The sequence below is a fragment of the Seonamhaeicola algicola genome (assembly GCF_007997385.1).
In the GTDB taxonomy this organism is placed as follows: domain Bacteria; phylum Bacteroidota; class Bacteroidia; order Flavobacteriales; family Flavobacteriaceae; genus Seonamhaeicola; species Seonamhaeicola algicola.
Map to the genome: position 1 here is coordinate 53,418 of NZ_VOSC01000019.1, position 25,125 is coordinate 78,542.

Sequence of the window (25,125 nt, forward strand, 5' to 3'; positions counted from 1 at the left end):
CATTAATGAAAATATTCTCTAAGGAACAAATTTACGAAGGAGATAAACTAACCGCAGTAAGACAAAATATTACATCAACCGATTTAATGGAACGTGCCGCAACGCAAATTTTTAACTGGATGCATATGCGTATGCAAGGTGCACAAGTACCCGTACACGTATTTTGTGGTATTGGTAATAACGGAGGCGATGGTTTGGTGTTGGCAAGACACTTAATTACTCATGGCTACAACGTGCACACCTATGTTGTAAACTATAGTGATAAACGCTCAAAAGATTTTTTAATTAATTACGATAGAATAAAAAACGTTACCAAAAAATGGCCAATTTTATTAAAGTGTGAAGACGATTTTCCTGAAATTCACCCTGATGATATTATTGTTGATGCTGTTTTTGGTATTGGACTTAACAGACCTGTTGTAGATTGGGTTAAAGCTCTATTTGTTCATTTTAGAAACACAAAAGCTTTTACATTATCAGTTGATATTCCTTCAGGCTTACACACCGATAAAGTTCCCGAAAATGAAAATGATGTTGTACACGCAGGTTATACCCTAAGTTTTGCAACGCCTAAATTAATTTTCTTTTTACCTCAAACCGCTAAATACACCGTACAATGGGAAGTTTTAGATATTGGTTTAGATACAGAATTTGTTCAAACTACAAACACCGAAGTAGAATTAATTGGTAAATATGAAGTTTTACCAATGTACGTACCACGCGATAAGTTTTCGCACAAAGGTAATTTTGGTCATAGTTTAATAATTGGCGGAAGCTATGGAAAAATAGGAGCTGTTACTTTAGCTAGTAAAGCCTGTTTATCTGCAGGTGCTGGTTTGGTTTCTGTATTTATACCTAAATGTGGCTATAATGTATTACAAACTTCATTTCCTGAAGCCATGGTGCTTACAGATGATAATGAAACACGTATTACTAATATTACATTTGATATTGAACCAACTGTTATTGGTGTTGGCGTTGGCTTAGGTACAAACACAAGTACAGCCAAAGCTTTTGAAAACTTTTTAAAAATAAACAAAGTGCCTTTGGTTATTGATGCTGATGGATTAAACTTATTAGCCACAAACAAAGATTTATTAAAATTATTACCCGAAAATACTGTTTTAACACCACATCCAAAGGAATTAGAGCGTTTGGTTGGTAAGTGGAAAGACGATTTTGATAAGTTGAAAAAAACCAAAGCGCTATCAAAAAAATATAAAATTATTATTGTTGTGAAAGGTGCCAATACTATTACGGTTGCTGGCAATAAATTATATATTAACACTACAGGAAACCCTGGGTTAGCTACAGCAGGATCAGGCGATGTTTTAATGGGAATTATTACTGGTTTAATCTCACAAGGCTACAATTCGTTACAAGCAAGTATTTTTGGGGTTTATTTACACGGAAAATCTGGAGATATTGCTGTTAATGATTATGGTTACCAAAGTTTAATAGCAAGCCATGTAATAGATTATTTGGGTGAAGCCTTTATTGATTTATTTAAACAACCCGAACAACAACAAGCACCTCAAGAGGCTGATGAGGCAGCTAACCAATAGTAATTTATTTAATTATACACTGGTTTTATTTAAATTTAAACATTATAAAACTAGTGTATAGTTTCATTACTTAGTAATAAGGCTTCTTTAATAGATAGTTTCTTACCATTATTAGTAGCTACAATAAATGCATCTTTAAAACCAAGTTTAATTAAATCTTCTTTTAAAGATAGTGCTTCATTATAATGCATAAAATTTCCAACAGCATATTTGTAATTATTATTAACTATACTTTTGGTTATAACGCCTGTTTTATGTTCTTCAATAGCTTTAATATTAAACTTTTCAAATGCACCTATTTGCACACTATATATTAAGCCTTTGTTTATGTTTGTACTAAATACAGTATTAACAATTTCTGGTTGTTTAGTAATTGTTGTTTCATGGTTTACAACCTGTACATTATTATTATAATTATAAAAATAATAGAGAGTGTAAAGCAAACCAAAAAGTAAAAAAACAGCAAGTATAATTAGTATTTTATTAAAAAAATAAACACTTTGTAACTTACTCGTTTTATTTTTTATTTCTTCGGAAGCCAAATCTAAATCTTTCTCTCCTTTTTCTATTAATTTATGTAAGTTAACTAAGTTGTTTTCTTCAATAAATGGCATATTTAGCTAAAGGTTTTGTATTAATATATTCTTAAAAAGAAACTTGTTAGGGAAGTTCTGCTTCAAACAAATATAAGATTTTCAAGTTTTTTTTCAAATTAGTTTAATTAATAAAAAAAGCCTCAAAAAATGAGGCTTAATTTTATATTTTAATATTGAAATTTTAAATATTTAATTCGTTAAAAAGTTCAATAAGTTTAGGGCTTGATGGTCTTGGAGCATCGGCATCAACAACATTACCATCAGGGTCAATAATTATAAACCTAGGAATACCCATAATTTTATAACCTTGCACAAATTCTGATCTCCAAGCATTATCGGCTAGTAATTGCACACCTCCCATGTTTTTATCGGCTATCATTTTTTTCCAACCATCTTTAGCAGCTGCTAAACGAGCTTCGGGTGTATCACCTTTATAACCACGACCCTCATCAACAGAAATACTTACAAATTCAATATTTTTATCATGATACTTTGCTTCAACTTCTTTTAAGAACGGAATTTCGCGTGTACATGGTCCGCACCAAGTTGCCCAAATATCAATGTAAAGGTATTTTCCTTTTAAATCGCTTAACGATGTAGTACCACCTTTAGCGTTTTCATAATTTGTGAAATTTGGAGATGGTTTCCCTATTAAATCATCATACTGACTTGCCATGGCTTTTTGTTGCTTGTAGGCAGTAAGTAAACCTTCTTCCATTTTACTTAAATTTAAGGCTTCATTGGCTTGAATTGTAGAATCTAAACCTTTAGAGTTTTCTAATAATTCGGCAAACTGCTTTTGAACTTCAGATACTTTGGTTTTAAAAGCGTCTTCTTCTAAGTCTAACAAATCGGCAGTTAATGCGGTTTCTTGTAAAAGTGCTTTTTTTGCTAAATATGAACTTGTTTCTGCACCTTCTCCAGAAAAACTGATACTTTCATCAAATTCATCTGTATTTAAAGTCATTTTAATGTCTACACCATTTTTTAAGAATAAATATGTAGATTCTTTTCCATCAAACATATTGTAAACACCAGCTTCTACTTTTAGCGTATCTTTAAAAGTACCATCAGGATTAACATGAATAGTTTTAGTGAAATTTCTAGATCTAATTAATAGCGAGTCACTATTTTTATTAGTTATTTTACCCGAAAGTGTTGCGTAATCTTTAGGTTCTTGTTTGCAAGCAAAAGCAAAAACAGCTAAAGTAATTAATAAAATTTTCTTCATTATTTATTTAAATTTTCAACTCAAAAATACACAATTAGTTATGGCTGCTGTAAATTTTTCAATTTAATTAACAGTTATAATGTTTACAATTTATGAATTAAGGTGTTGTAATCTACTTTATTAGGTATAATATTTAATTTTAGTAGTTTGTTTTGTACGTTTTCAATAGTTTTTTTATCAATAACTTCTTGAGACCACTCGGTTAAAGTGAGCCATTCCTGTACGTCTTCCAGTTTTTGTTCATAGCGGTTTGCAATGGTTTTATCAATACTTGGAATATCTTTAAAATCGGCTGTGGTGTTGTTTATAATATCTAGAATTGTTTTGAGTTCAGTTTCATTATTTTCAATAAACTCTTCTCTAACAGCAATAACAAAACATGGCCATGGAGATGGGCAGTTACCAACGCTTCTAAAAGTACCATTGTCTACCAAAGGTTTGGTTGTAAATTTTTCCCAAAGAAAATAATCAGCTACTTCATTTGTTAAGCCTTCAACAGCGCCATCTAAGTTTTTTATAACTTCAAAATTTAAATCATTATCTAAATTCCATTGGTTATTTTCAGCATTAATATACGCCATTAAATGTGAACCAGATCCGTATCTGCTAATAGCTGCTTTTGTACCTTTTAAATCATTTATAGTTTTATAATTTGATTTTGCCGCTACATGAATACCCCAAATTAATGGTGTTTGTACAAAGGTTTGCACAATTTTGCTTGGGTTTCCGGCAATAATATCTTTTACTATGCCTTCAGTTAAAATAACAGCTATATCAATATCTTTATTTCTTAAAGCTTTACACATGGCGCCTGTACCGCCGTAATAATCATGCCATCGTAAATTAATACCTTCATTTTTATATTCACCATCTTTTAGCGTTAAATACCAAGCCAAATTAAAATGCTCTGGTACACCGCCAATATTTACCTGTTTCATTAACTATTCTACTATTTTATTAAGGGTATATGTTATTAAATTTTCAACAGTTTTATATGGGTTTTTACTAAAATTTCCAGTAGCTCTATTTGCTATAATAGCATTCATAGACACCGCATTATGCCCTAAAAGTTTACTAAGGCCATATATAGCCGATGTTTCCATTTCTAAGTTGGTAACGCGTAGACCATTGTAGTTAAAACTATCTATTTTATTGTTTAATTGCGCATCTTGTAAAGGCAACCTTAACACGCGGCCTTGTGGTGCATAAAAACCACCAGCAGTTGCTGTAACACCTAAAAAGGTTTGATTACTTTTTATTTTATTTTGAAGCGCCTCACTATTTTTAATAACAATAGGTTTAGCCTTATTTGCGCTCCAGTTAGTTTGGTTTATAAAAGCGTTTTCAATATCTGGATGGCTAATATTTTCTATTTGATAACTGTGGAGCATACCGTTTAAGTCTAGAGCATATTCACTTAGTACAAAAGTATCAACAGGAATATCTTTTTGTAAAGAACCTGATGTGCCAATTCTAATAATATTGAGACTTACAAGTGATTCTTTGGGTTGCCTAGTTTTTAAATTTATGTTTACAAGCGCATCTAATTCATTTAAAACAATATCAATATTATCAGGGCCAATACCTGTAGAAATAACCGATATTCGTTTACCTTTGTATATGCCTGTTTGTGTTTTAAACTCTCGTTTTTGAGTTTCAAAATCTACTGTATCAAAATGTTTTGTTACTTTTTCAACTCTATTTTGGTCACCAACAAAAATAATGGTGTCTCCTATATTTTCTGGTTTTAAATTTAAATGATAAACACTACCATCTGGATTTAAAATTAGTTCAGATTCTTTTATTGCCATAGTTTTTTAACCGCCAACGCGTTTTACTTTAAAACCTTTATTTTTTAAAATAGTCATTATTTTATCTCTGTAATCACCTTGAATAATAATTTTATCATCTTTAAAGCTTCCGCCAACACTCAAGGCTTTTTTTATGTCTTTTGCTAATATTTTAAAATCTTCAGTAGCGCCGGTATAACCTTCTAAAATAGTAATAGGTTTGCCTTTACGTTTTTCATATTTACATATAATGGGGTCGTCTTGCATCCAAATATTATCGGTATCATTACCCGTTTCATCAACTGGTTCTTCAGAAACATGATCTGGAAATAAGTTTTTTAACTGGTCTTGTAAATCCATTTTTACTACTCGAAATTTTCCTCAGATAAAATAAATTATAACTGAATGTTTTGAGTTATTATTTAAAATTAGTTTTCGTTTTTTCACCTTCTTTAAAACAAGGTATGGTTTTTTCTATTTTTTTATTAAGCCTAATTCAATTAAGCGTTCGGTTAAAAATTCGCCAGCAGTAATATCATCAAACTGTTTCGGGTTATTTTCATCAATACATTGTTCTAAAACATCTAGTTTCATATCACTTATTGGATGCATAAAAAATGGGATAGAGTAGCGCGAAGTTCCCCAAAGCTCTTTTGGCGGATTTACAACACGGTGAATGGTAGATTTTAATTTATTATTGGTGTGCCTTGATAGCATATCGCCAACATTAATCATTAACTCATCAGGTTGAGCAATAGCGTCAATCCATTCTCCTTTATGATTTTGAACCTGTAAACCCTTTCCTTGGGCGCCCATTAAAAGGGTTATTAAATTAATATCACCATGAGCAGCAGCTCTAACAGCTTCTTTAGGTTCTACTGTTATTGGCGGATAATGAATAGGCCTTAAAATAGAGTTTCCGTTGTGTATGTAATTATCAAAGTATGTTTCTTCTAACCCTAAATGAAGTGCTAAAGCCCTAAGTACATATTTTGCTGTTTTTTCAAGCATTTGGTATGTTTCTTTACCAACTTTGTTAAATTCGGGCAATTCTTCAACAATAACATTATCAGGATATTCTGCTTTCAATGCATCATTATCATCAACATATTGACCAAAGTGCCAAAACTCTTTTAAATCGCCTTCTTTTTTACCTTTTGCACTTTCTTTTCCAAATGACACATAACCTCTTTGGCCACCAATACCCGGTATTTCGTATTTCTGTTTAGTTTCTATGGGTAAATCAAAAAAGTTTTTTACTTCGGTATATAATCTTTCAACCAATGCATCATCTAAAAAATGCCCTTTTAAGGCTACAAAACCTATATCTTCGTACGCTTTTCCTATGGCATTTACAAAGCTTTGCTTTTTTTCAGGATTATTAGAAATAAAATCTTCTAAATTAACACTTGGTATACTATTCATGTTATTTTTTTTAATTGTGATTACTACAAATGTACAAAAACATTACAAGTTTAATGCTTGTTTATTTTAACTTAAATTTGTGGTTAAAGCTTGCTTTTTATGGTATATTTGATTTGTAATTTCTCAAATTATGAGCATTAATTTTGCTAAAAAGCCCTTGATTTATAATAACGATTTAAAAACTAAAAAGTTAATAAATCTTTATGTAAACATGTTAAAACCACGCATGATTGAAGAACGTATGTTACTACTGCTTAGACAAGGAAAAATAAGCAAGTGGTTTTCAGGCATTGGGCAAGAAGCAATTGCTGTAGGTGTTACGTTAGCATTAAAAAAGGATGAGTATATTTTACCAATGCACCGTAATTTAGGCGTTTTTACTACCAGAAACTTACCGTTAAGTAAATTATTTGCGCAGTGGTTTGGAAAAGCATCTGGCTTTACTAAGGGTAGAGACAGATCATTTCATTTTGGCACACAAGCTTATAAAATTATTGGTATGATATCACATTTGGGTCCGCAATTAGGCATAGCCGATGGTATTGCACTTGCCAGCAAATTAAAAAACAAAAACACAGTAACCGCTGTTTTTACTGGTGAAGGTGGTACTAGCGAGGGCGATTTTCATGAGGCTTTAAATGTGGCATCTGTATGGCAGTTACCCGTATTATTTTGTATTGAGAATAATGGTTACGGGCTTTCAACGCCTACATCAGAACAATATAATTGTGAGCATTTAGCCGATAGAGGTTTAGGATATGGTATGGAAGCACATATTATTGACGGCAATAATATCATTGAAGTTTACACTAAAATTAAAAAGATAGCCAAAAGTATGCGTGAAAATCCGCGACCGGTTTTAGTTGAATTTAAAACCTTTAGAATGCGCGGACATGAAGAGGCTAGTGGCACTAAGTATGTTCCGGAAGCACTTTTAAAAACTTGGGCAAAAAAAGATCCGTTAAAAAATTATGAACAGTTTTTAAAAAATAAAAATATTATAACCGATGCATTTGAAGCTAATATTAAAGCTGAAATTGATGCAGAAATTAAACATAATTTAGATTTAGCTTTTACTGAAAACAATGTTGTTTTTAATGAAAGTAATGAATTAAATGATGTGTTTAAATATTTTGATTTTCATGAATTTAACCCAAAAACAGAAGAGAAAGAGCTAAGGTTTGTTGATGCCATTTCTGAAGGGTTAAAACAAAGTATGCAACAGCATAAATATTTAGTTATTTTAGGGCAAGATATTGCCGAATACGGAGGCGTTTTTAAGGTAACCGAAGGTTTTGTTAATCAATTTGGTAAAGAACGTATTAAAAACACACCTATTTGCGAATCTGCAATTATTGAAACCGCTATGGGATTATCAATTGCAGGTATGAAGGCAGTTGTAGAACTTCAATTTGCAGATTTTATTAGTTCAGGTTTTAATCCTGTAGTAAATTATTTAGCAAAATCACACTACCGTTGGCAACAAAATGCGGATGTAGTTTTAAGAATGCCATGTGGTGCCGATGTAGGTGCAGGTCCTTTTCATTCACAAACCAATGAAGCGTGGTTTACAAAAACACCTGGTTTAAAAGTGGTGTATCCTGCATTTCCTTATGATGCCAAGGGTTTGTTAAACACAGCTATTAATGACCCCAATCCGGTGTTGTTTTTTGAGCACAAAGCATTATACCGTAGCGTTAGGCAGCTTGTACCTACAAATTATTACACCATTCCTTTTGGTAGCGCATCGGTAATTAAAAAAGGCACTCAAGTTACTGTTATATCATATGGAGCCGCCGTTCATTGGGCGTTAGAAACACTAACTAAAAACCCAGACATATCAGCCGATGTGATTGATTTACGCACACTTCAACCACTAGATACTGAAACCATTTTTAATTCTGTAAAAAAAACAGGTCGTGCCATTATATTGCAAGAAGACTCGCTTTTTGGTGGTGTTGCCAGTGATGTTTCAGCATTGATAACAGAAAATTGCTTTGAATATTTAGATGCGCCCATACTACGCGTAGCCAGTATTAATACGCCCATTCCGTTTGCAAAACCTTTAGAAGATGGCTATTTGCCCAAAAACCGATTTGAAATTGCATTAAAGAAACTTATTAATTATTAAAATGAACACTTATTTAGAGGCTTTTTACAATGCTTTTATAAATTCTGCTACTTGGACGTGGAATTCAATAACTTTTAACACACCAATACATCAAAATTATTTTTGGGGTTTAATTATTATTTCTTTAGTTGTTTGGTTTTTAGAAATTGTATTTCCTTGGCGTAAAGAACAATCTATTTTCAGAAAAGATTTTTGGTTAGATGCCAGCTACATGTTTTTTAATTTTTTCATTTTCACAATAATTATTAGTGGATTTTATAATGTTTTAGAATTGTTTTTTGAAAGCTTTGGCTTAACAATAACATCATTTCAACTAATAAATTTAAAGCATTTACCCGTATGGTTAGAGTTGGTGGTGTTTTTTGTATTATTAGATTTTGTACAATGGTTTACGCACGTTATGCTGCATAGGTTTGAGTTTTTATGGCAATTTCACAAAGTACATCATTCAGTAAAACAAATGGGGTTTGCAGCACATTTGCGCTACCATTGGATGGAAAATATACTATACAAACCGTTAAAACTATTAGCGGTTATGCTTATAGGTGGTTTTGAGCCTGAGCAAGCTTTTATTGTACATTTTGCAGCAATAACTATTGGGCATTTAAACCATGCCAACATTAAATTATCATACGGCCCATTAAAATATATTTTTAATAACCCTGTAATGCATTTGTATCACCATGCCTATACACTGCCAAAAAAACATAAACATGGTGTTAATTATGGGATTAGCTTAAGTATTTGGGATTATATTTTTAATACCAATTACATACCTGAAGCTAGTGGTAAAATTACCTTAGGTTACAGTGGAGATAGTAAAATGCCTAAAAACTTCTTCAGGCAATTAGTTTTTGGATTAAAAAAACAAAGTTAATTATTTAATTCTGAAGAAAATTTAGGAATAGTTTTTGTGTTAAAAGAAGCTAAAAAGAATTTTAATTTCTAATAATATAAAATATATTTGAAAAAGTAATATAGTATTACATGATTAAAGCACAACATTTTTACTATTTAGTTATTGCATTTTTGCTATTTTCTGTATCAATACAAGCTCAAATTGATTCAAAGAAAAAATCATTTGCAATACCTGCTGTTGAAACAAAAAAAGATTCGTTAGATGCTTCACCATTAACACCTTCAAAAAAAATAGATAATAAGTCTAATCCGTTTACAGGATTATCTGCACCAAAACCTGTTCAAAATTTAAAAATGCCAAAAAAAGAACTATCAATGTTTAGTGAAGATTTTGGAGATCCTGGAGAATTGTATACAAATCGCCTAAAAAAACACGAAAATACCATAAAGCAACAAGAAGGTTTAGGTACAAAAGGTAGTAAGATTGATGTTTTTTTTGGTGATCATAAAACAACTTCAAAAGTTGTAAGAGTAATGTATAGAGATTATGGTTTAGAAGATGGTGATTTAGTACGTGTTACCGTAAATGGTGAAATTATAGTTTACAGAGCTGGTTTATCAAACGCTTTTAGTGGTTTTAAAATTGAATTAAAGCCAGGTGTAAATACTATAGAGTTTTTAGCTTTAGATGAAGGTTACGCATTACCCAACACTGCACATTTTAGAATTGTAGATGAGAACAACAAGGTCATAGCGTCAGATTTGTGGGCGTTATCAATTAATGTAAAAGGAACCGTTAATATTATAAAAGAATAGTTGATGTTTTAAACACCAACTATGCTTTCAATTGTTTGTAATTCTTCTTCAGAAAACTGTAAATTATCTAAAGCTTTTAAATTTTCTTTTAACTGATTTGCAGAACTAGCACCAAGTAAAACAGAGGCTACTTGTGGTTTTCTTAAAATCCAAGCAATGGCCATTTGCGATAATTTTTGTCCGCGTTGTTCAGCAATTTTATTTAGTGCTTGCACTTTTTTAATATTACTTTCAACCGTTTCGCTGTTTAAATAGCTTAAGCTTTTAGCAGCTCTAGAACCTTCAGGAATGCCATTTAAATATTTATCTGTTAACATACCTTGAGCCAATGGAGAAAACGCAATACAACCAACGCCATTATCTTCTAAAGTATCTAAAAGGCCGTTTTCAACCCATCTATCAAACATAGAATAACGTGCTTGGTGCAATATAAAAGGTACATTCAATTGTTTTAAAATGCTTGCAGCTTTTTGAGTTTCTTCTGGTTGATAATTAGAAATACCAACATACAATGCTTTTCCTTGGCGTACTATATCTGCCAAAGCTCCCATGGTTTCTTCTAAAGGTGTATCAGGGTCTGGTCTATGATGATAAAAAATATCAACATAATCTAAACCCATACGCTTCAAACTTTGGTCTAAACTTGCTATTAAATATTTTCTAGACCCCAAATTACCGTATGGTCCGGGCCACATATCAAACCCTGCTTTAGTAGCTATAAAAAGTTCGTCTCGGTATTGTTTAAAATCATTTTTAAAAATGGTACCAAAATTATCCTCAGCAGAGCCATAAGGTGGGCCGTAATTGTTAGCTAAATCAAAATGCGTTATACCAGCATCAAAAGCAGCACGTAAAATTTCTCTGCCGTTTTGCAAGCTATCAACAAAGCCAAAATTGTGCCATAAGCCAATTGAAATTGCAGGTAACAATACGCCACTTTTTCCAGTACGTTTGTATGTCATTGAATTATAGCGTTGTTCATTCGCTTTGTATTCTTTAACACCAGATTTATCATTAATTTGCATAATTTTCATTTTGTGTTGAGATAACAAAAATATGAATTAGATTAATTTTTATTCAATATTTTAAGCCAAACATTCTTTTAAAACTGTATAAAGATGTTATTTTTGCAGTTGTAAAAAATATTACATGGCAGTATCAAAAACAGAACTAGAAGAAAGAAAAACCGGTAAAGATTTATACAGTTACCAAAAAGGCGCTATAGATAAAATTTTTAAAAGTTTTGATGAATCTCCTTCTGATTATCATTTGCTATATCAATTACCAACCGGTGGTGGAAAAACCGTTATTTTCTCTGAAATTGTTAGGCAATATTTAAAAACTCACAAGAAAAAAGTACTTGTAATGACTCATAGAATTGAGTTATGCAAACAAACATCAAAAATGTTAACAGAGTTTGGTGTTGGTAATAAAGTTGTTGATAGTAAAGCCGATTTAAGTGACCAAGCAGAGTATTCTTGTTTTGTTGCCATGGTTGAAACTTTAAATAATAGGCTGAATGATGATAAGTTAGATATTTCGGATATTGGCCTAGTAATTATTGATGAAGCACACTATAACTCATTTACAAAGCTATTTAAGTTTTTTAGCCAAAGTTTTATTTTAGGTGTTACAGCAACACCTTTGAGCTCTAGTATTGAATTACCAATGACCGATAATTATGATGAGTTAATTGTTGGTGAAAGTATTGAATCTTTAATAAGTAATGGCTTTTTGGCAAGAGCCGAAATGTTTAGCTATAACGTAGGTTTAACATCGTTAGTAGTAGGTGCAAATGGTGATTATACTGTAAAATCTTCTGAAGATTTATATACAGATGACAACATGCTATCAAAGCTTTTAAGAGCTTATGAAGAACGTTCAAAAGGCAAAAAAACCTTAATATTTAACAATGGTATTAATACATCATTACATGTATATGATACCTTTAGAAGAGCAGGTTACCCTATTGCTCACTTAGATAATACACACTCAAAAAAAGAACGTGCTCAAATACTAAAATGGTTCAGCAAAACACCCGATGCTATACTAACTTCAGTAAGTATTTTAACAACAGGTTTTGATGAACCTAGCGTAGAAAGCATTATTTTAAACAGAGCTACAAAATCTTTAACCTTGTATTACCAAATGATTGGTAGAGGCTCAAGGGTTTTAGATAATAAAAAAACATTTGCAGTAATAGATTTAGGAAATAATTTCCACAGGTTTGGGCCTTGGGGCGATAATTTAGATTGGCAACGTATTTTTAGATCGCCTAACTATTATTTAGATGCTTTGTTAAGTGATGAAGAGTTAGAAAGCAATTTTAGATATGAAATGCCTGATGATTTAAGAGAAGAATTTGGCAATTCAGACGAGGTGTACTTTGATATTCAAAAAACTTACGTAGAGTCTATTAGAGCAGGTGAATCATCAAAAGTAGTACTAGAACGCTCTATTGCTCAACATGCTAAAATTTGTGTAGAAAACAGTGAAGATGTTTATGATGCGCTAACACTTGCCAGAAAGTTAGGTGATGATATAGATTTTAGAATTGGTCGTTACACAAAATGCATTAGTAAAAGTACATTTAATTTTGTTGAATGGTTAAAAGGTGAGTACCGTAAAAAACTAAACTCATATATTAGAACCAACTTTGATGAAGTTTTTGAAACCGTGCACGGTTATCCACCAGAAGATTAAAATATAAATAGATACTTAAATAGCTTTATTTGGATTATAAACAGGCTTTAAAGTTTATGCTTATTAGTACGCTATCATTTGCGTGCATGAATAGCATTGTAAAGCACTTAGTGCAGTTTAGTGCATATCAAATTGTTTTTTTTAGATCTATTGGAACTTTAATTTTTACGTTTACCATCCTTTTAAAAAACAACATTCCGCTTTTAGGTAATAATAAAAAACTACTAATACTGCGTGGTATTGTTGGGGTAACGTCTATGACATTCTTTTTCATGTCTACAAAATACCTACCCATTGGCACTGCAGTTTCTTTACGATATATGGCACCAATTTTTGCCGCAGTTTTTTCAATTTTCTTTTTAAAAGAAACCGTAAAACCTTTACAGTGGCTATGCTTTATAATAGCTTTTATTGGGGTAGTTATTTTAAAAGGTTTTGATACTCAAGTAAGCACATACGGGCTTATTCTCATTTTTTTATCTGCCATATTTAGCGGATTGGTTTACATTGTGTTGAGTAAAATTGGAAATACTGAACATCCTGTAGTTGTTGTTAATTATTTTATGCTTATTTCGTTATTTGTTGGAGGTGTTTTATCAATAAATAATTGGACAACCCCAAATGGCATTGAATGGCTACTATTATTAGCTTTAGGAGTTTTTGGGTATTTTGGACAAGTTTTCATGACAAAAGCATTTTATAAAGTAGCGTCTGCTAGCCAAATAGCACCTTTAAAATATATAGAAACTATTTTTACGTTATTGTTTGGTATATTTATTTTTGCTGAAGTATATACCTTTTGGAGTTTATTAGGCATAGCCTTAATAATTATAGGTTTAGTTTTAAACGCAAAATTTAAAGAGAAAAAACTATAGTTTTATGAGTTTTAAAAAAGCTATTAATAGTTTAAGGTTTAAGGTAATGGGGCGTTTAACAAAAAACGTTGGCAAATCATACACCACACCAAATACACCATTAACTAGCACATCTCAAATAAAAAAAATATTAATTAGTCGTCCTAATCATAAGCTTGGTAATCAGCTACTTTTAACGCCTTTAATACAAGAGCTTAATAACACGTTTCCAAATAGTAAAATAGATTTGTTTGTAAAAGGAAGTATAGCACGTGTTGTATATAAAAATTACAAACAGATAAATACAATAATTGAATTACCACGTAAACCATTTAACCAATTAATAAAATACGGATTTACATGGTTGAAATTGAAAAAAACAAAATACGATTTAGTAATTAATGTTGATAAAAATTCATCTTCGGGCAAATTATCAACCAAATTTGCCAGATCAACCTATAAGTTATTTGGTGATGTTGATGCCCAAATAATTAATAATTTTGATGATTATGAGCACCTTTCAAAATATCCTATTTACAATTTAAGATTGTATTTACAATTACTAGGTTTACCAAAAAACAACACTGATGTTCCTGTTTTAGACATAAAACTAACAAATTCTGAAATTGAAAAAGGAAAAGAAATTTTAAATAACATAACTAAAAATAACAAGCCAACTATTTGTATTTATACAAATGCAACTGGTAATAAATGTTATGATGAAATTTGGTGGAATACACTTTACAAACGTCTTTTAAACGAATTTCCAAACCATAATATTATTGAAATGCTACCCGTTGAGAATATTTCAAGAATTAATTTTAAAGCACCACACTTTTACAGTAAAGATATTAGAGAAATGGGAGGTGTACTTAATAACACAGCTGCTTTTATAGCTGCTGATAATGGTGTAATGCATTTAGCAAGTGCCTCATTAACACCTACGGTTGGTTTTTTTAAAACAACAAACGAAGCTATTTATGCCCCTTATGGTAATGGTAGTTTTGCTATTAACACTAACAATACAAATATAGATAATTGGATTGCGAGTATTAAAAATTTATTAGATAAAACAACTTAAATTAAGGCAGGTTTTAACAATAAATTGCCTATTTCTTCCCAATTAGTAACGCGTTTGTAACCTGTATCTTTTATATTATGCGGATTGGAAAACAAAAGTGTGTCACCTTCAAAATTTTCTAAATTATAAACTCTATCATCAATTAATAAATCGCCATTTAAAATAAATTTATGGCCACACATAATTTGATGTTCCCATGTTATAAACGGGAAATACTTAGCCAACCAATCGCTTTTTTCCTTTAATGAATTAGGAAACTGCGTAGCTGCTGTTGCTATATAAACTTCATGTTTATTGTATAGCGCTTCCATAACCTCAATGCTATTAGGTATTGGTTCTAATTCATAAAAAAAGCCTGGAGTAAAGGCATGTTGTAAAACACTTTTTTGATGTGCTTCAGGCACATTTTCGTATGCTTCGCCACTAACTATATCTTCTTTTTTTAAATCAGCGTTAAAATCTCTGTTATACCAAGCAATGTGCTTACCAAAAGTGTCGGCTAACACATCATCCATATCTACAAATATTGTCATAAACTTAATTTTTCAACTAAGTTCGGCAATTTTCAAAATAGAAAAAACAGCAAATTGTTAAATAAAGTTAATATAACTGTAAGTTAGTTTGGTATAGGTGTTTAATCGGTGTTTTTTGCAAAAGAAATCAATTTATCGAGTTAATGTATTCATTGATATATTTTTTATTGCTGAACAGTTTAAAAAATATAATTTCAAAGTAAATTAATTAACCCTATGAAAAATTTTGCTTCCCTCATGAGCATTATTACTACGGTAATAATAAGCTCTTCAGTATTAGCCCAAGAGCATAATACGGCTTTAAATGATATGCCCGAAAATTATAAAAAGCGAAGTCCTGTTTATGATTTTTCAGAAAAAAACTTAAACAATACTGATACTATTCCTGATTTCAATTCAAAAAAGAATAAGCTAAAAATAACAGGAACTATTTATGAAAGTGATGGTGTTACACCCGCTAAAAATGTAGTGCTGTTTGTACACCAAACTGATGAAGATGGCAATTTTGAATTAAAACGCCACAACAAAAAACGCTATGTACACCACAGAGGTTGGGTAAAAACTGATGAAGATGGCAAATACACACTTTACACATTTGTACCTGGTAGCTATTTTCATAGCAAAGAACCTAAACAAATTTACCCAATTGTTAAAGAGCCTAACAAACCAGAATATAAAATTGAAACATTTTTGTTTGATGATGACCCATTATTAACCGAAAAGTGTAGAGAAGAAGTTAAAGAAACAGATCCGCAAAGAATTTTAAAATTAGATTTAAAAGAAGGATTATGGGTAGCTAAAAGAGATATTATTTTAGGTAGAGAAATAGATGCTTACTAGAAAATAGATACAATATAAAATTAAAGCAATCAAGTTAGTTTCTTGGTTGCTTTTTTTGTTAATACACATTTAACTTATAGTATTTGTAAAATGCGTACTTTTAAGCATCTCCTAAAAACTAAATTGTTAGCCTAAATTATATAAAATAAATAATATCATGTGGTATAACGATTTAAGACCCGATAATGAACTTACAACAGATAGGTACTCATTAATAATGTTAGATGCTAGCAATAATTATGCTAGAGAAATGACCGATACTGATAAAAAACGAACCATCAGTAATATTTTAGAACTAAAAAAAGGGCTTCAACAAAATATACCCAACAAAACGGTTGACAAAAATTTACTTTTAGCCTCATGGAATATTAAAAACTTTGGTAAACTATTAAACAGAACATCAGAATCTCTTTACTATATAGCAGAAATAATTAGTGCATTTGATATTGTTGGCATACAAGAAATTAACAGCAATATTACACAGTTTAATAAATTGTTACAAATTCTTGGAAGCCATTGGAAATATACCTTAAGCGATGTAACTGAAGGCGACTCTGGCAATGATGAACGTTTTGGTTTCATTTATGACTCTAGGCGCGTTACACACTCAGGATTGGCTGGTGAGTTAGTTATTCCGCCAGAAATAGCAAATAATAACCCTATTATTAAGCAATTAAAACGAACGCCAACTTTTACTGGTTTTGAAAGTGGTTGGCGAAAATTTTCGGTAGTTAGTGTACATTTGCATCCGGGTGATGGCAGTATCAATAAAAACTTACGTAAAGAAGAAGTTAAATTATTACTCAATTTACTAGAAGGCAAGCAAAAGAGTACATCATATGAAAATCAAAACCTAATTATTTTAGGTGATACTAATTTATATGAAGATGATGATGATATTGTAGATTTATTTACTTCAAAAGGATTTTTTGAAAGCAATGGTTTAAAGGGAAAGTTTACAAACACCAGTTTAAATCAAATTTATGATAGAATATTTTTAAACGTACATAAGTACTTTAAAATAGGTACCGATGCTAATGGTAATGAAAAAGGTGGCGTGTTTAATTTGTTTGATTACGTATACAAAAACACCGATGTTAACATTGAAAATTATCATGCACTTATGCTAGCGCACAAAGGGAACCCAGCTACACTAACATCAAACGCTGCGTTTAAAAGTTATTTCAATGCGTATTGGAAACGCAACCAAATAAGCGACCATTTACCGGTTTGGTTAGAAATTGAAGTAGATAGTAGCCCCAGTTTTTTGGCCAGCAAGCTATATAAATTTTAACGCGTTATTTTTCAATAAAAAGTTTTTGCCCAACTTTAATAACAGTTGTTTTTCGTATGGCATTAACTTTACAAATAGCAGCAATGCTAACATTATTGTTTTTTGATATTCTAGATAAAGTATCGCCAGGTTTTACAATATAAATAGAGCGTTGTTTAATTAAACTTGCTAAAGCCTCATCTTTTGTAAGCAAGGGTTTTATAATGCTTTGTTTTCTTGAGTTGTGAAACATAGGTTGTGTCCATCGTCTGGTAACCCAAAGTTCTTTAGCGCGTATTTTATTCTCATTATTAAATTTAAAAAAGTATTCCGGATTAATTGAAACACCTTTATAATTTACAACTAAATGTAAATGGCTACCTCTTGCATTTCCAGATACACCGCCTTTTCCTAAAAAATCGCCTTTTTTAACAGTGTCATTTTCTTTAACACCATATTCTGAAAGGTGAGCGTACACAGTTTCTAAATTATTATAATGCCTTAAAACAACTGTTCTTCCGTGGCCTTTTGTGTATCTAGACATTCTAACAACACCATCAAACATAGCATAAACACTATCACCTGTAACTAAATCTATATCAATGCCTTGGTGCGCTCTTCCGCGTCTCCATCCATATCTAGACGTAACAACCTTGTGTTTTCCTATTGGCGAACAATAGGTGGAATCTTCAAACGTAATTTGAATGGGAAATTGAATATCTACATCTTTATAAGGGTTGTAAGTTGTATGATCCCAACATTCATCAATGATATTATGAGTAGTTATTTTTTCTAGTGATTTTGTAATATTATTGGTAGCAATACTATCTACAGGCACTTCTATAGGCCATGGTAATTTTATAATATCTTTTAAACGATTTTGACCGTAAAAATTAACAGAACATAAAACAACCAAAACGGTTAATACAAGCTTCATTTTAAAAACTAAATGCATAAAAATTTTTGAGATTTTGCGAATTTAGTTATAAATAACGTTTGTTTTACGACGCTATTGTTTCAGTTATTAACAGAAAACGTTAAATATTACAAGCACCACGTTTTAACAACATATATTCACCTTTAGATTTAAATTCTCTAATAGATGTTCCTGCATAACGCTTAAATGTTTTTGATAGATGGCTAACATCTGTAAAACCTAAATCGTCTGCTATTTGAGTTAAAGTAAAATCTGAATTTAACAATCTAATTTCTACTAATTTTAGCTTTGCTTTAATGATGTATTCACGCAAAGACATTTTTGTTTGCTTTTTAAAATACTCACTAACGTAGGTGGCAGACATATTAAAAACATTGGCAAGATTTTCAACCTTAAGTAAATTGGTTTTATCAATGTTTTCATTTATATAAGTAAGCATTTTTGTTATTTTTTCGTCACTATTATCCTTTGGAACTTCAAAATAATTAGCCTTTTTTATGTTTCTAATTAAAATTTCTAAAACACTTGTCATTAAACTAGTAACTAAACTAATTGCATTGGCATTATTACTGTTAGATTCTTGTAATATAATGTTTATAAGGCTTTCAAGATAATCTCTATCTACAGTTTCTTTAATAATATCTCCAGGCAATTGGTTGTAATTAGATAAAATATAGGCTGCTTCTTTGAACCATTCATTTCTATCAATACTCATACTTTTAGCACTTCTAAAAAAAGAATCGGTAAATTTTAAAAACACAAATTTTGTTGGTTTATCAATAGTAAATGAATGACATTTTAATGGTGGTAATAAAAATATACTTCCTTTTTTATAAGGGTAATAGTTGTAGTTTATACATTGCGTACCTTCACCTTGTTTAATTAAAACTAATTCAAAAAAATTATTCTTAACAGGACGTTGTTTCCAATCAGATAATTCAATTTCTTGTATTTCAAAAGGTTTATAGGCTTCTATTACTTGCATTTTGAATATTTTAAAGTCATTATTTTAACAAAACTACTCAAAAATGTATTTATAAAACATGTTTTAACCTTTATTTATACATTTTAAACAATTAAAACTAAGAGGTTGATGTATTGTAATAATCAAGGATTAAAAGTGTTTTAATTGTAAGTACAAGTGTTAATAAAAGCTTAAAAAGTGATTTATTAAGAAAATTTTGTGAAAACATATAGCTAAAACCTCTTTTTGTACTAATATCACCTTTTTTTGTACAAACTTAAATGCTCTTTACGGTAATACATTTGTATTGAAATTAAAAAACACTATTAAAAATATACAAATGAAAACTCCAAACATTGCACAAGAAGACATTTTAAACGCGTTTCAATACCGTCATGCTACTAAAGAATTTGATGCCACAAAAACGTTAACTGATGAACAAATAAATTTTATATTAAAAACAGCCAATTTATCACCAAGTTCTTTTGGTTTTGAACCTTGGCATTTTATAGTAGTGCAAGACAAAGAATTACGCGAACTTTTAAAGCCTGTAGCTTGGGGAGCTCCTGTAAAATTAGACACTGCAAGCCATTTTATTTTAGGTTTAGCAATGAAAGCACCAATGGTAAAGTATGATGCCCAATACATAAGCCATATGTTGAAAGAAGTAAAACAAATGCCGGATGACGTTATTGAAATGTATTCTAAATTTTACAGAGAATTCCAAGAGCGTGATTTTAATTTAGATACCGATAAAAAATTATTCGATTGGTCTTCAAAACAAACTTACATTGCATTAGGAAACATGATGACAGCTGCTGCTTTAACAGGTATAGACTCTTGCCCAATAGAAGGTTTTCATCAAGAAAAAACCGAAGCATTATTAAGAGAAAAATTTGGAGTAGACACAAACAAATACGGTATTGCGTTTATGGCTGCTTTTGGGTATAGAAAAGCAGACCCAGAATTCCCAAAGTCTAGAAGAGCTTTTGAAGATATTATTACTTGGAAATAGAATGTTTTAAGTATTGGAATTTGTCATTCATAAACTCATTTCTAAAGCTACAAAAAAATGAAAGCAATAGCATATAAACAGAATTTACCAATTGATAACGAAAAGTCGCTGCAAGACGTTCAGCTTGACATTCCAGAAGCGAAAGGGCATGATATTTTAGTTGAAATTAAAGCCATTTCTGTAAATCCTGCCGATTATAAAGTGCGTGCAGGAATGCCTTCTAAGGATGGCAACTGGAAAGTTATTGGTTGGGATGCAACAGGAATTGTAAAAGAAGTTGGAGAAGATGTAACGCTGTTTAACGTAGGCGACGAGGTTTTTTATGCAGGCGATTTTACACGCCAAGGTAGTTATGCGCAATTTCAAGTAGTAGATGAACGTATTGTGGGTAAAAAACCTAAAAAATTATCTTATGCTGAAGCTGCTGCGTTGCCATTAACATCACTTACAGCATACGAAATGTTGTTTGATAGGTTAGAAGTATCTAAAAACCATGCCAACAAATCTATTTTAGTTATTGGTGCTGCTGGTGGCGTGGGTTCTATATTGGTACAACTGGCTAAAAAGCTTACAAAGTTAAATATTATTGGTACTGCTTCTCGTGAAGAAACAACATCTTGGTTAAAAGAATTGGGTGCAGATACAATAATCAATCACAGAAATAAGTTAAGCGATGAATTTGAAAAATACAATTTACCTGCGCCAGAATATGTGGTAAGTTTAAATGCCACAGAACATCATATAGATGAAATTGCAAAACTAATTAAACCACAAGGTAAATTCGGGTTTATTGACGATCCAAAATCGCTAAACGTGATGCCTTTTAAATCAAAAGCGGTGTCAACGCACATTGAATTTATGTTTGCACGCTCAATGTTTCAAACCGAAGATATGATTGAGCAACATAATATTTTGAACGAAGTTTCCGAATTAATTGATAACGGAACTATAAAAACCACATTAGGTGAAAATTTCGGAACTATAAATGCTGAAAATCTGAGAAAAGCACACGCTTTTTTAGAAACAGGTAAAGCAAAAGGGAAAATTGTTTTAGAAGGGTTTTAGAAGCAATAAGCCAAATAATTATGAAGAATAAAATAATAGTTTCAATAGCATTACTTTTTATTTGTTTTATAGGAATTGAAGCAAACGCACAAGTAACAACCATAGATTCTGTAGCCACATCAAAAGTACAACATTTCAATTTTGATGAAATGCAATCAGAACCTATTGGTAAAGGCATAAAACGCAAGTGGTTTCACGGTGAAAAAGGACAAATGACCATTTTTAATCTTGAAAAAGGCGCGCATATTCCTTGGCACCAACACCCAAATGAACAGATAACATATATTATGTCTGGCAAGGTGAAAATTAAAACCATAATTGATGGCAAAGAAACCTTTGTAGAAGTAGGCGCAGGAGAAGTTATTGTATTCCCAGAAAATGTGCCACACGAATTTTGGGCGTTAGAAAAAACCGTAGATTTAGATGTGCATGTACCTGTTCGTCAAGATTGGTTAAGCAAAGAATTACCAGCATATCTTAAGAAAACAAAAGAAGAATAATAATTTTATAAAGCGAATCATTTCGTTTTTAATCCATAAAAACAAAAACCATGAAATCAATTACAACAACATTAGCAATACTATTATTAAGTGTTACGGCATTAGCCCAAACACCAACAACAGACCACCGAAAGTCTAAAAACGAAGTCGTTACTGCAGATAACGTAGAGTGGGGTTGGCTAAACCCTTTACGTGGCGATAAAAGTCCGGCTGCAGGAAAACTTTGGGGAGACAGAACCAAAAATGAACCTGCTGGATTTTTAGTGAAATTTAAAAAAGGATTTTCATCACCACCACATATTCACAACATAACGTATCGTGGTGTGGTAATAAAAGGATTGTTACATAATGATGATGAAAATGCCGAAAAACAATGGTTACCAGCCGGATCGTACTGGCAGCAACCTGCTGGCGAAGCACATATTACAGCTGCAGATGCTGAAGATAATATGGCGTTTTTAGATATTCAAGAAGGCCCATATTTAGTAAAACCAACATCGGAAGCGTTTGATAATGGTGAAAAACCAGTGAATGTAGATAAAACCAATTTAGTTTGGTTAAACGCTAATGATATTGAATGGGTTTCAGAAAAAAGTAATGTAGAAACTGCTTTTTTATGGGGAAGTCACGAAAAAAATCAACTGCGTGCCTCGTTAATAAAATTACCAGCTGGTTTCAAGGGTAAAATTAAAAACTTAAGTCCAAATTTTAGAGCTGTGGTTATTTCTGGTAAAGTAACGCATCAATTTTCTAAAAAAGATAACGAAAATGTGTTGGAACCAGGTTCTTATTTTGGTGCAGAAGAAGATTCTTCACCACGCTTAAAAACGGACGTTGAAACGGTTATTTACATTCGTTCCAATGGTAAGTTCAAAATAAAATAGACATTATAGTTTAGTTTGATTGATTAATAGCAGAAAAAGCCACCAAATGTAAAACACATTCTGTGTGGCTTTTTCATTTTTTAAAAGGTTAAATTAATTATAATTATGGCAAGAACGATTTTAGAAAATATTGTTATACAACAGTATAAAGACCAAACATTTTTTTCGTTTTGTGAATATACAAACATCCGTTTTTTTGAGATTTTATATTTTGAATCGGGTAGTGGGCGAATTAAAATAAACGGAAAAACGGTTAACTATACATCAAATAGTGTTTTTGTATTCATTCCTGATGATATTTATATTGTTGAGGCCGAAACTGCAACAAGTAGTATTGCTATTAAATTTTTGAAGAGCTTTTTTAGAAACACCAATGCGCAAAACCAAGAATTACCAGTAAATGATTGGTTTCGTAAAATTGAAGAAATTTTAAATAGCGAAAGTCACGAGTTACGCGACATGCAGTTTGAAACAACATCAGATAGGTCGCATTTAGTATCGTTAGTAAATATGGTCGCTTCAGAATATCTAAATACCCAAACCCACGATATTTTCATTATTCAAAATTCATTGTCTGTAATACTTCATTTAATTGCGCGTAATATTCAATTTATAAATACATCAGAAGTCAAAGAGATTAAATCTTCAAAAATTCAGCAAATCATCAATTACATCCATTCCAATATTTATAATCCTGAGCTTTTAACTACTAAAAGTTTAGCAAATGAATTTTTTATGGCAGATAATTACATAAGTGAATATTTTAAAAAACATACTGATGTTTCTCTTAAAAAGTATATTATCAACTACAAATTAAAATTGGTGGAAACACGTTTAAAGTACACCGATGCGCAAGATTCTGAAATTGCTTTAGAGCTTGGTTTTACAGATTCTAGCCACTTAAACAAAACGTTTAAAGCCTATAAAGGTGTCAGTTTAAGTACGTTTAAGGCTAGTTTAGCTTAATGTTTTATTAGAAACCTTATTTTTTACCAATACCACATTGTTTTCTAACAAAAAATAGCTTGTTGTCTAAAATATCTTTGTAATGTAAATAAGAAACAATAAAACATTAATTATGAAAACAATAGAATATACCAATGCATTACAACAAGCGCTTGCTTTAGAAGTGCCATCAAGAGAATTATCATTAAGACGCGATCCATCGGTTTCAAAATTTTGGAATGATAACCGAAAACTATTAGAAGCTGCTTGGGTGCAATGGGAACAAAAAAATAAAGATAATTTGTTATTACCAGACGAATCTTTACTTGACCCCAAATTACGTAAAGCCATAAACGATGCTTGGGAAAACCCAGAAAAAGAAAATGTTGTAGCCGATTTATGGGAAGAAATTATTCCTGGTGTTTACGAAACACAGTTTTTCGATTTAGAACGTTTAGCAGATTTTAGAACGTACTTAGAAGATGCAGTTAATTCCGGAATTCCAAAACGTGCACCTTACGGTATACAGTTAAATCGTTATGGAATGATGTTAGACCCAAGATCTGAAGGTCATTTGGCTGCACCAAGTTTTCAGGCATTTTATAATGCTATTATGGACCGTTATATGCGTCCGATTTCTCGACTTTTATTAGGAACTTATGGTTATGATAATCAGACTTTTGGGTTTTCAATACAGTACAATCCAGATAAAGACAAAGATTTACACGCACATACCGATGCTTCATCAGCAACCTTAAATATCAATACCAATTTACCTGATGAAAAATTTACAGGCTCAGTAGTTGATTTTTATGATAAAGCTTCTGGTAAAACCGTACAAACTAAATTTCAACCTGGTAAAGCCATAATTCACAGAGGTAATGTGCCACACGCCACACATCCAATTGAAAGTGGGCAACGTAGTAATTTAGTAGTTTGGTTGTATGGCGATAATATGCAAATACCACGCAGAAGTACGAGTAGCTATGGAAACATTAGCAGTAGTTCAATTAAAGATGTGGCATTAGAAAATGTTACAGCACGCCAACGCTGGAGTTTACCTGATGGACCAAAAGATACTGTTGCACCTTTTTAAATGAATAAAATACAATAGAGAAA

General features: G+C 31.3%; 25 protein-coding genes. 15 read left to right on the forward strand and 10 right to left on the reverse strand.

Annotated features, from left to right (window positions below; translation table 11 throughout):
- Positions 1-5: 5 nt before the first annotated feature.
- Complete coding sequence (locus FUA26_RS05635) at positions 6-1,565, forward strand: NAD(P)H-hydrate dehydratase (protein ID WP_147132798.1); 1,560 nt, start codon at positions 6-8, stop codon at positions 1,563-1,565.
- Positions 1,566-1,615: 50 nt separating this feature from the next.
- On the opposite strand, the gene FUA26_RS05640 is transcribed toward FUA26_RS05635, so the two are convergent.
- The 6 genes from FUA26_RS05640 to FUA26_RS05665 all read right to left on the reverse strand — a co-directional run bounded on the left by FUA26_RS05640 (position 1,616) and on the right by FUA26_RS05665 (position 6,607).
- Positions 1,616-2,179 carry a hypothetical protein gene (locus FUA26_RS05640; protein ID WP_147132801.1) on the reverse strand — a complete coding sequence of 188 codons (564 nt, stop codon included), beginning with the start codon at positions 2,177-2,179 and terminating at the stop codon, positions 1,616-1,618.
- Positions 2,180-2,342: 163 nt separating this feature from the next.
- Complete coding sequence (locus FUA26_RS05645; RefSeq protein WP_147132804.1) at positions 2,343-3,392, reverse strand: TlpA family protein disulfide reductase; 1,050 nt, start codon at positions 3,390-3,392, stop codon at positions 2,343-2,345.
- An 83-nt stretch (positions 3,393-3,475) separates the two neighbouring features.
- Positions 3,476-4,330 (reverse strand): substrate-binding domain-containing protein, encoded by an 855-nt coding sequence (locus FUA26_RS05650; protein ID WP_147132807.1) that lies wholly within the window; start codon positions 4,328-4,330, stop codon positions 3,476-3,478.
- 3 nt (positions 4,331-4,333) lie between these two features.
- Positions 4,334-5,203, reverse strand: coding sequence for a nucleoside phosphorylase (locus tag FUA26_RS05655; RefSeq protein ID WP_147132810.1), 870 nt, complete (start codon positions 5,201-5,203; stop codon positions 4,334-4,336).
- A gap of 6 nt (positions 5,204-5,209) precedes the next feature.
- Entirely contained in the window at positions 5,210-5,542 is a 333-nt protein-coding gene (locus FUA26_RS05660) for a translation initiation factor (RefSeq protein WP_147132812.1), read from the reverse strand.
- Positions 5,543-5,656: 114 nt separating this feature from the next.
- Positions 5,657-6,607 (reverse strand): isopenicillin N synthase family dioxygenase, encoded by a 951-nt coding sequence (locus FUA26_RS05665; protein WP_147132815.1) that lies wholly within the window; start codon positions 6,605-6,607, stop codon positions 5,657-5,659.
- Positions 6,608-6,737: 130 nt separating this feature from the next.
- Here FUA26_RS05665 and FUA26_RS05670 point away from each other — a divergent pair, with 130 nt between their 5' ends.
- The 3 genes from FUA26_RS05670 (at position 6,738) to FUA26_RS05680 (ending at position 10,412) form a co-directional block, all read left to right on the forward strand.
- Positions 6,738-8,738 carry an alpha-ketoacid dehydrogenase subunit alpha/beta gene (locus FUA26_RS05670; RefSeq protein WP_246109080.1) on the forward strand — a complete coding sequence of 667 codons (2,001 nt, stop codon included), beginning with the start codon at positions 6,738-6,740 and terminating at the stop codon, positions 8,736-8,738.
- Position 8,739: 1 nt separating this feature from the next.
- On the forward strand, positions 8,740-9,615 hold the full coding sequence (locus FUA26_RS05675; RefSeq protein ID WP_147132821.1) for a sterol desaturase family protein: 876 nt from the start codon (positions 8,740-8,742) through the stop codon (positions 9,613-9,615).
- A 110-nt stretch (positions 9,616-9,725) separates the two neighbouring features.
- Positions 9,726-10,412: a hypothetical protein gene (locus FUA26_RS05680; protein ID WP_147132824.1), complete on the forward strand. Its 687-nt coding sequence runs from the start codon at positions 9,726-9,728 to the stop codon at positions 10,410-10,412.
- An 8-nt stretch (positions 10,413-10,420) separates the two neighbouring features.
- Here the strand turns inward: FUA26_RS05680 and mgrA are convergent, their stop codons facing one another.
- A complete protein-coding gene (gene mgrA, locus FUA26_RS05685) occupies positions 10,421-11,437 on the reverse strand; it encodes an L-glyceraldehyde 3-phosphate reductase (protein WP_147134349.1) in 1,017 nt (338 codons plus the stop codon).
- A 124-nt stretch (positions 11,438-11,561) separates the two neighbouring features.
- On the opposite strand from mgrA, the gene FUA26_RS05690 reads away from it, so the two are divergent.
- Genes FUA26_RS05690 through FUA26_RS05700 form a run of 3 tightly spaced genes read left to right on the forward strand, consistent with a single transcriptional unit; the run spans position 11,562 to position 15,050 of the window.
- Positions 11,562-13,115 carry a DEAD/DEAH box helicase gene (locus FUA26_RS05690; protein WP_147132827.1) on the forward strand — a complete coding sequence of 518 codons (1,554 nt, stop codon included), beginning with the start codon at positions 11,562-11,564 and terminating at the stop codon, positions 13,113-13,115.
- 29 nt (positions 13,116-13,144) lie between these two features.
- Complete coding sequence (locus FUA26_RS05695; protein ID WP_147132830.1) at positions 13,145-13,990, forward strand: DMT family transporter; 846 nt, start codon at positions 13,145-13,147, stop codon at positions 13,988-13,990.
- A gap of 4 nt (positions 13,991-13,994) precedes the next feature.
- Positions 13,995-15,050, forward strand: coding sequence for a glycosyltransferase family 9 protein (locus FUA26_RS05700; protein WP_147132831.1), 1,056 nt, complete (start codon positions 13,995-13,997; stop codon positions 15,048-15,050).
- On the opposite strand, the gene FUA26_RS05705 is transcribed toward FUA26_RS05700, so the two are convergent.
- On the reverse strand, positions 15,047-15,583 hold the full coding sequence (locus FUA26_RS05705) for a 5' nucleotidase, NT5C type (RefSeq protein ID WP_147132834.1): 537 nt from the start codon (positions 15,581-15,583) through the stop codon (positions 15,047-15,049). The genes FUA26_RS05700 and FUA26_RS05705 overlap by 4 nt on opposite strands.
- A gap of 237 nt (positions 15,584-15,820) precedes the next feature.
- On the opposite strand from FUA26_RS05705, the gene FUA26_RS05710 reads away from it, so the two are divergent.
- Positions 15,821-16,423 (forward strand): peptidase associated/transthyretin-like domain-containing protein, encoded by a 603-nt coding sequence (locus FUA26_RS05710; protein WP_147132837.1) that lies wholly within the window; start codon positions 15,821-15,823, stop codon positions 16,421-16,423.
- 157 nt (positions 16,424-16,580) lie between these two features.
- Entirely contained in the window at positions 16,581-17,717 is a 1,137-nt protein-coding gene (locus tag FUA26_RS05715; protein ID WP_147132840.1) for an endonuclease/exonuclease/phosphatase family protein, read from the forward strand.
- A gap of 4 nt (positions 17,718-17,721) precedes the next feature.
- Here FUA26_RS05715 and FUA26_RS05720 read toward each other — a convergent pair whose 3' ends face one another.
- Together FUA26_RS05720 and FUA26_RS05725 are read right to left on the reverse strand one after the other, a co-directional pair.
- Positions 17,722-18,633 (reverse strand): M23 family metallopeptidase, encoded by a 912-nt coding sequence (locus FUA26_RS05720; RefSeq protein WP_147132843.1) that lies wholly within the window; start codon positions 18,631-18,633, stop codon positions 17,722-17,724.
- A gap of 100 nt (positions 18,634-18,733) precedes the next feature.
- Complete coding sequence (locus FUA26_RS05725) at positions 18,734-19,618, reverse strand: AraC family transcriptional regulator (protein ID WP_147132846.1); 885 nt, start codon at positions 19,616-19,618, stop codon at positions 18,734-18,736.
- Between the two features lie 319 nt (positions 19,619-19,937).
- On the opposite strand from FUA26_RS05725, the gene FUA26_RS05730 reads away from it, so the two are divergent.
- The 6 genes from FUA26_RS05730 to FUA26_RS05755 all read left to right on the forward strand — a co-directional run bounded on the left by FUA26_RS05730 (position 19,938) and on the right by FUA26_RS05755 (position 25,102).
- Positions 19,938-20,612 (forward strand): NAD(P)H-dependent oxidoreductase, encoded by a 675-nt coding sequence (locus tag FUA26_RS05730; RefSeq protein ID WP_147132849.1) that lies wholly within the window; start codon positions 19,938-19,940, stop codon positions 20,610-20,612.
- Positions 20,613-20,669: 57 nt separating this feature from the next.
- The gene (locus FUA26_RS05735) at positions 20,670-21,677 is read left to right on the forward strand and encodes a zinc-binding alcohol dehydrogenase family protein (protein WP_147132851.1); all 1,008 of its coding nucleotides are present in this window, start codon (positions 20,670-20,672) and stop codon (positions 21,675-21,677) included.
- A gap of 20 nt (positions 21,678-21,697) precedes the next feature.
- A complete protein-coding gene (locus FUA26_RS05740) occupies positions 21,698-22,177 on the forward strand; it encodes a cupin domain-containing protein (RefSeq protein ID WP_147132854.1) in 480 nt (159 codons plus the stop codon).
- 50 nt (positions 22,178-22,227) lie between these two features.
- Positions 22,228-23,061 carry a DUF4437 domain-containing protein gene (locus tag FUA26_RS05745; protein ID WP_147132856.1) on the forward strand — a complete coding sequence of 278 codons (834 nt, stop codon included), beginning with the start codon at positions 22,228-22,230 and terminating at the stop codon, positions 23,059-23,061.
- A gap of 105 nt (positions 23,062-23,166) precedes the next feature.
- A complete protein-coding gene (locus FUA26_RS05750; protein WP_147132859.1) occupies positions 23,167-24,027 on the forward strand; it encodes an AraC family transcriptional regulator in 861 nt (286 codons plus the stop codon).
- Positions 24,028-24,139: 112 nt separating this feature from the next.
- The gene (locus FUA26_RS05755; RefSeq protein ID WP_147132862.1) at positions 24,140-25,102 is read left to right on the forward strand and encodes a 2OG-Fe(II) oxygenase; all 963 of its coding nucleotides are present in this window, start codon (positions 24,140-24,142) and stop codon (positions 25,100-25,102) included.
- Positions 25,103-25,125: the final 23 nt, after the last annotated feature.

Excerpts from the sequence above, each read along its gene's own strand:
- FUA26_RS05635 (WP_147132798.1), top strand. The coding sequence starts at position 6 with ATGAAAATATTCTCTAAGGAACAAATTTACGAAGGAGATAAACTAACC.
- FUA26_RS05640 (WP_147132801.1), bottom strand. The coding sequence starts at position 2,179 with ATGCCATTTATTGAAGAAAACAACTTAGTTAACTTACATAAATTAATA.
- FUA26_RS05645 (WP_147132804.1), bottom strand. The coding sequence starts at position 3,392 with ATGAAGAAAATTTTATTAATTACTTTAGCTGTTTTTGCTTTTGCTTGC.
- FUA26_RS05650 (WP_147132807.1), bottom strand. The coding sequence starts at position 4,330 with ATGAAACAGGTAAATATTGGCGGTGTACCAGAGCATTTTAATTTGGCT.
- FUA26_RS05655 (WP_147132810.1), bottom strand. The coding sequence starts at position 5,203 with ATGGCAATAAAAGAATCTGAACTAATTTTAAATCCAGATGGTAGTGTT.
- FUA26_RS05660 (WP_147132812.1), bottom strand. The coding sequence starts at position 5,542 with ATGGATTTACAAGACCAGTTAAAAAACTTATTTCCAGATCATGTTTCT.
- FUA26_RS05665 (WP_147132815.1), bottom strand. The coding sequence starts at position 6,607 with ATGAATAGTATACCAAGTGTTAATTTAGAAGATTTTATTTCTAATAAT.
- FUA26_RS05670 (WP_246109080.1), top strand. The coding sequence starts at position 6,738 with ATGAGCATTAATTTTGCTAAAAAGCCCTTGATTTATAATAACGATTTA.
- FUA26_RS05675 (WP_147132821.1), top strand. The coding sequence starts at position 8,740 with ATGAACACTTATTTAGAGGCTTTTTACAATGCTTTTATAAATTCTGCT.
- FUA26_RS05680 (WP_147132824.1), top strand. The coding sequence starts at position 9,726 with ATGATTAAAGCACAACATTTTTACTATTTAGTTATTGCATTTTTGCTA.
- mgrA (WP_147134349.1), bottom strand. The coding sequence starts at position 11,437 with ATGCAAATTAATGATAAATCTGGTGTTAAAGAATACAAAGCGAATGAA.
- FUA26_RS05690 (WP_147132827.1), top strand. The coding sequence starts at position 11,562 with ATGGCAGTATCAAAAACAGAACTAGAAGAAAGAAAAACCGGTAAAGAT.
- FUA26_RS05700 (WP_147132831.1), top strand. The coding sequence starts at position 13,995 with ATGAGTTTTAAAAAAGCTATTAATAGTTTAAGGTTTAAGGTAATGGGG.
- FUA26_RS05705 (WP_147132834.1), bottom strand. The coding sequence starts at position 15,583 with ATGACAATATTTGTAGATATGGATGATGTGTTAGCCGACACTTTTGGT.
- FUA26_RS05710 (WP_147132837.1), top strand. The coding sequence starts at position 15,821 with ATGAGCATTATTACTACGGTAATAATAAGCTCTTCAGTATTAGCCCAA.
- FUA26_RS05715 (WP_147132840.1), top strand. The coding sequence starts at position 16,581 with ATGTGGTATAACGATTTAAGACCCGATAATGAACTTACAACAGATAGG.
- FUA26_RS05720 (WP_147132843.1), bottom strand. The coding sequence starts at position 18,633 with ATGAAGCTTGTATTAACCGTTTTGGTTGTTTTATGTTCTGTTAATTTT.
- FUA26_RS05725 (WP_147132846.1), bottom strand. The coding sequence starts at position 19,618 with ATGCAAGTAATAGAAGCCTATAAACCTTTTGAAATACAAGAAATTGAA.
- FUA26_RS05730 (WP_147132849.1), top strand. The coding sequence starts at position 19,938 with ATGAAAACTCCAAACATTGCACAAGAAGACATTTTAAACGCGTTTCAA.
- FUA26_RS05735 (WP_147132851.1), top strand. The coding sequence starts at position 20,670 with ATGAAAGCAATAGCATATAAACAGAATTTACCAATTGATAACGAAAAG.
- FUA26_RS05740 (WP_147132854.1), top strand. The coding sequence starts at position 21,698 with ATGAAGAATAAAATAATAGTTTCAATAGCATTACTTTTTATTTGTTTT.
- FUA26_RS05745 (WP_147132856.1), top strand. The coding sequence starts at position 22,228 with ATGAAATCAATTACAACAACATTAGCAATACTATTATTAAGTGTTACG.
- FUA26_RS05750 (WP_147132859.1), top strand. The coding sequence starts at position 23,167 with ATGGCAAGAACGATTTTAGAAAATATTGTTATACAACAGTATAAAGAC.
- FUA26_RS05755 (WP_147132862.1), top strand. The coding sequence starts at position 24,140 with ATGAAAACAATAGAATATACCAATGCATTACAACAAGCGCTTGCTTTA.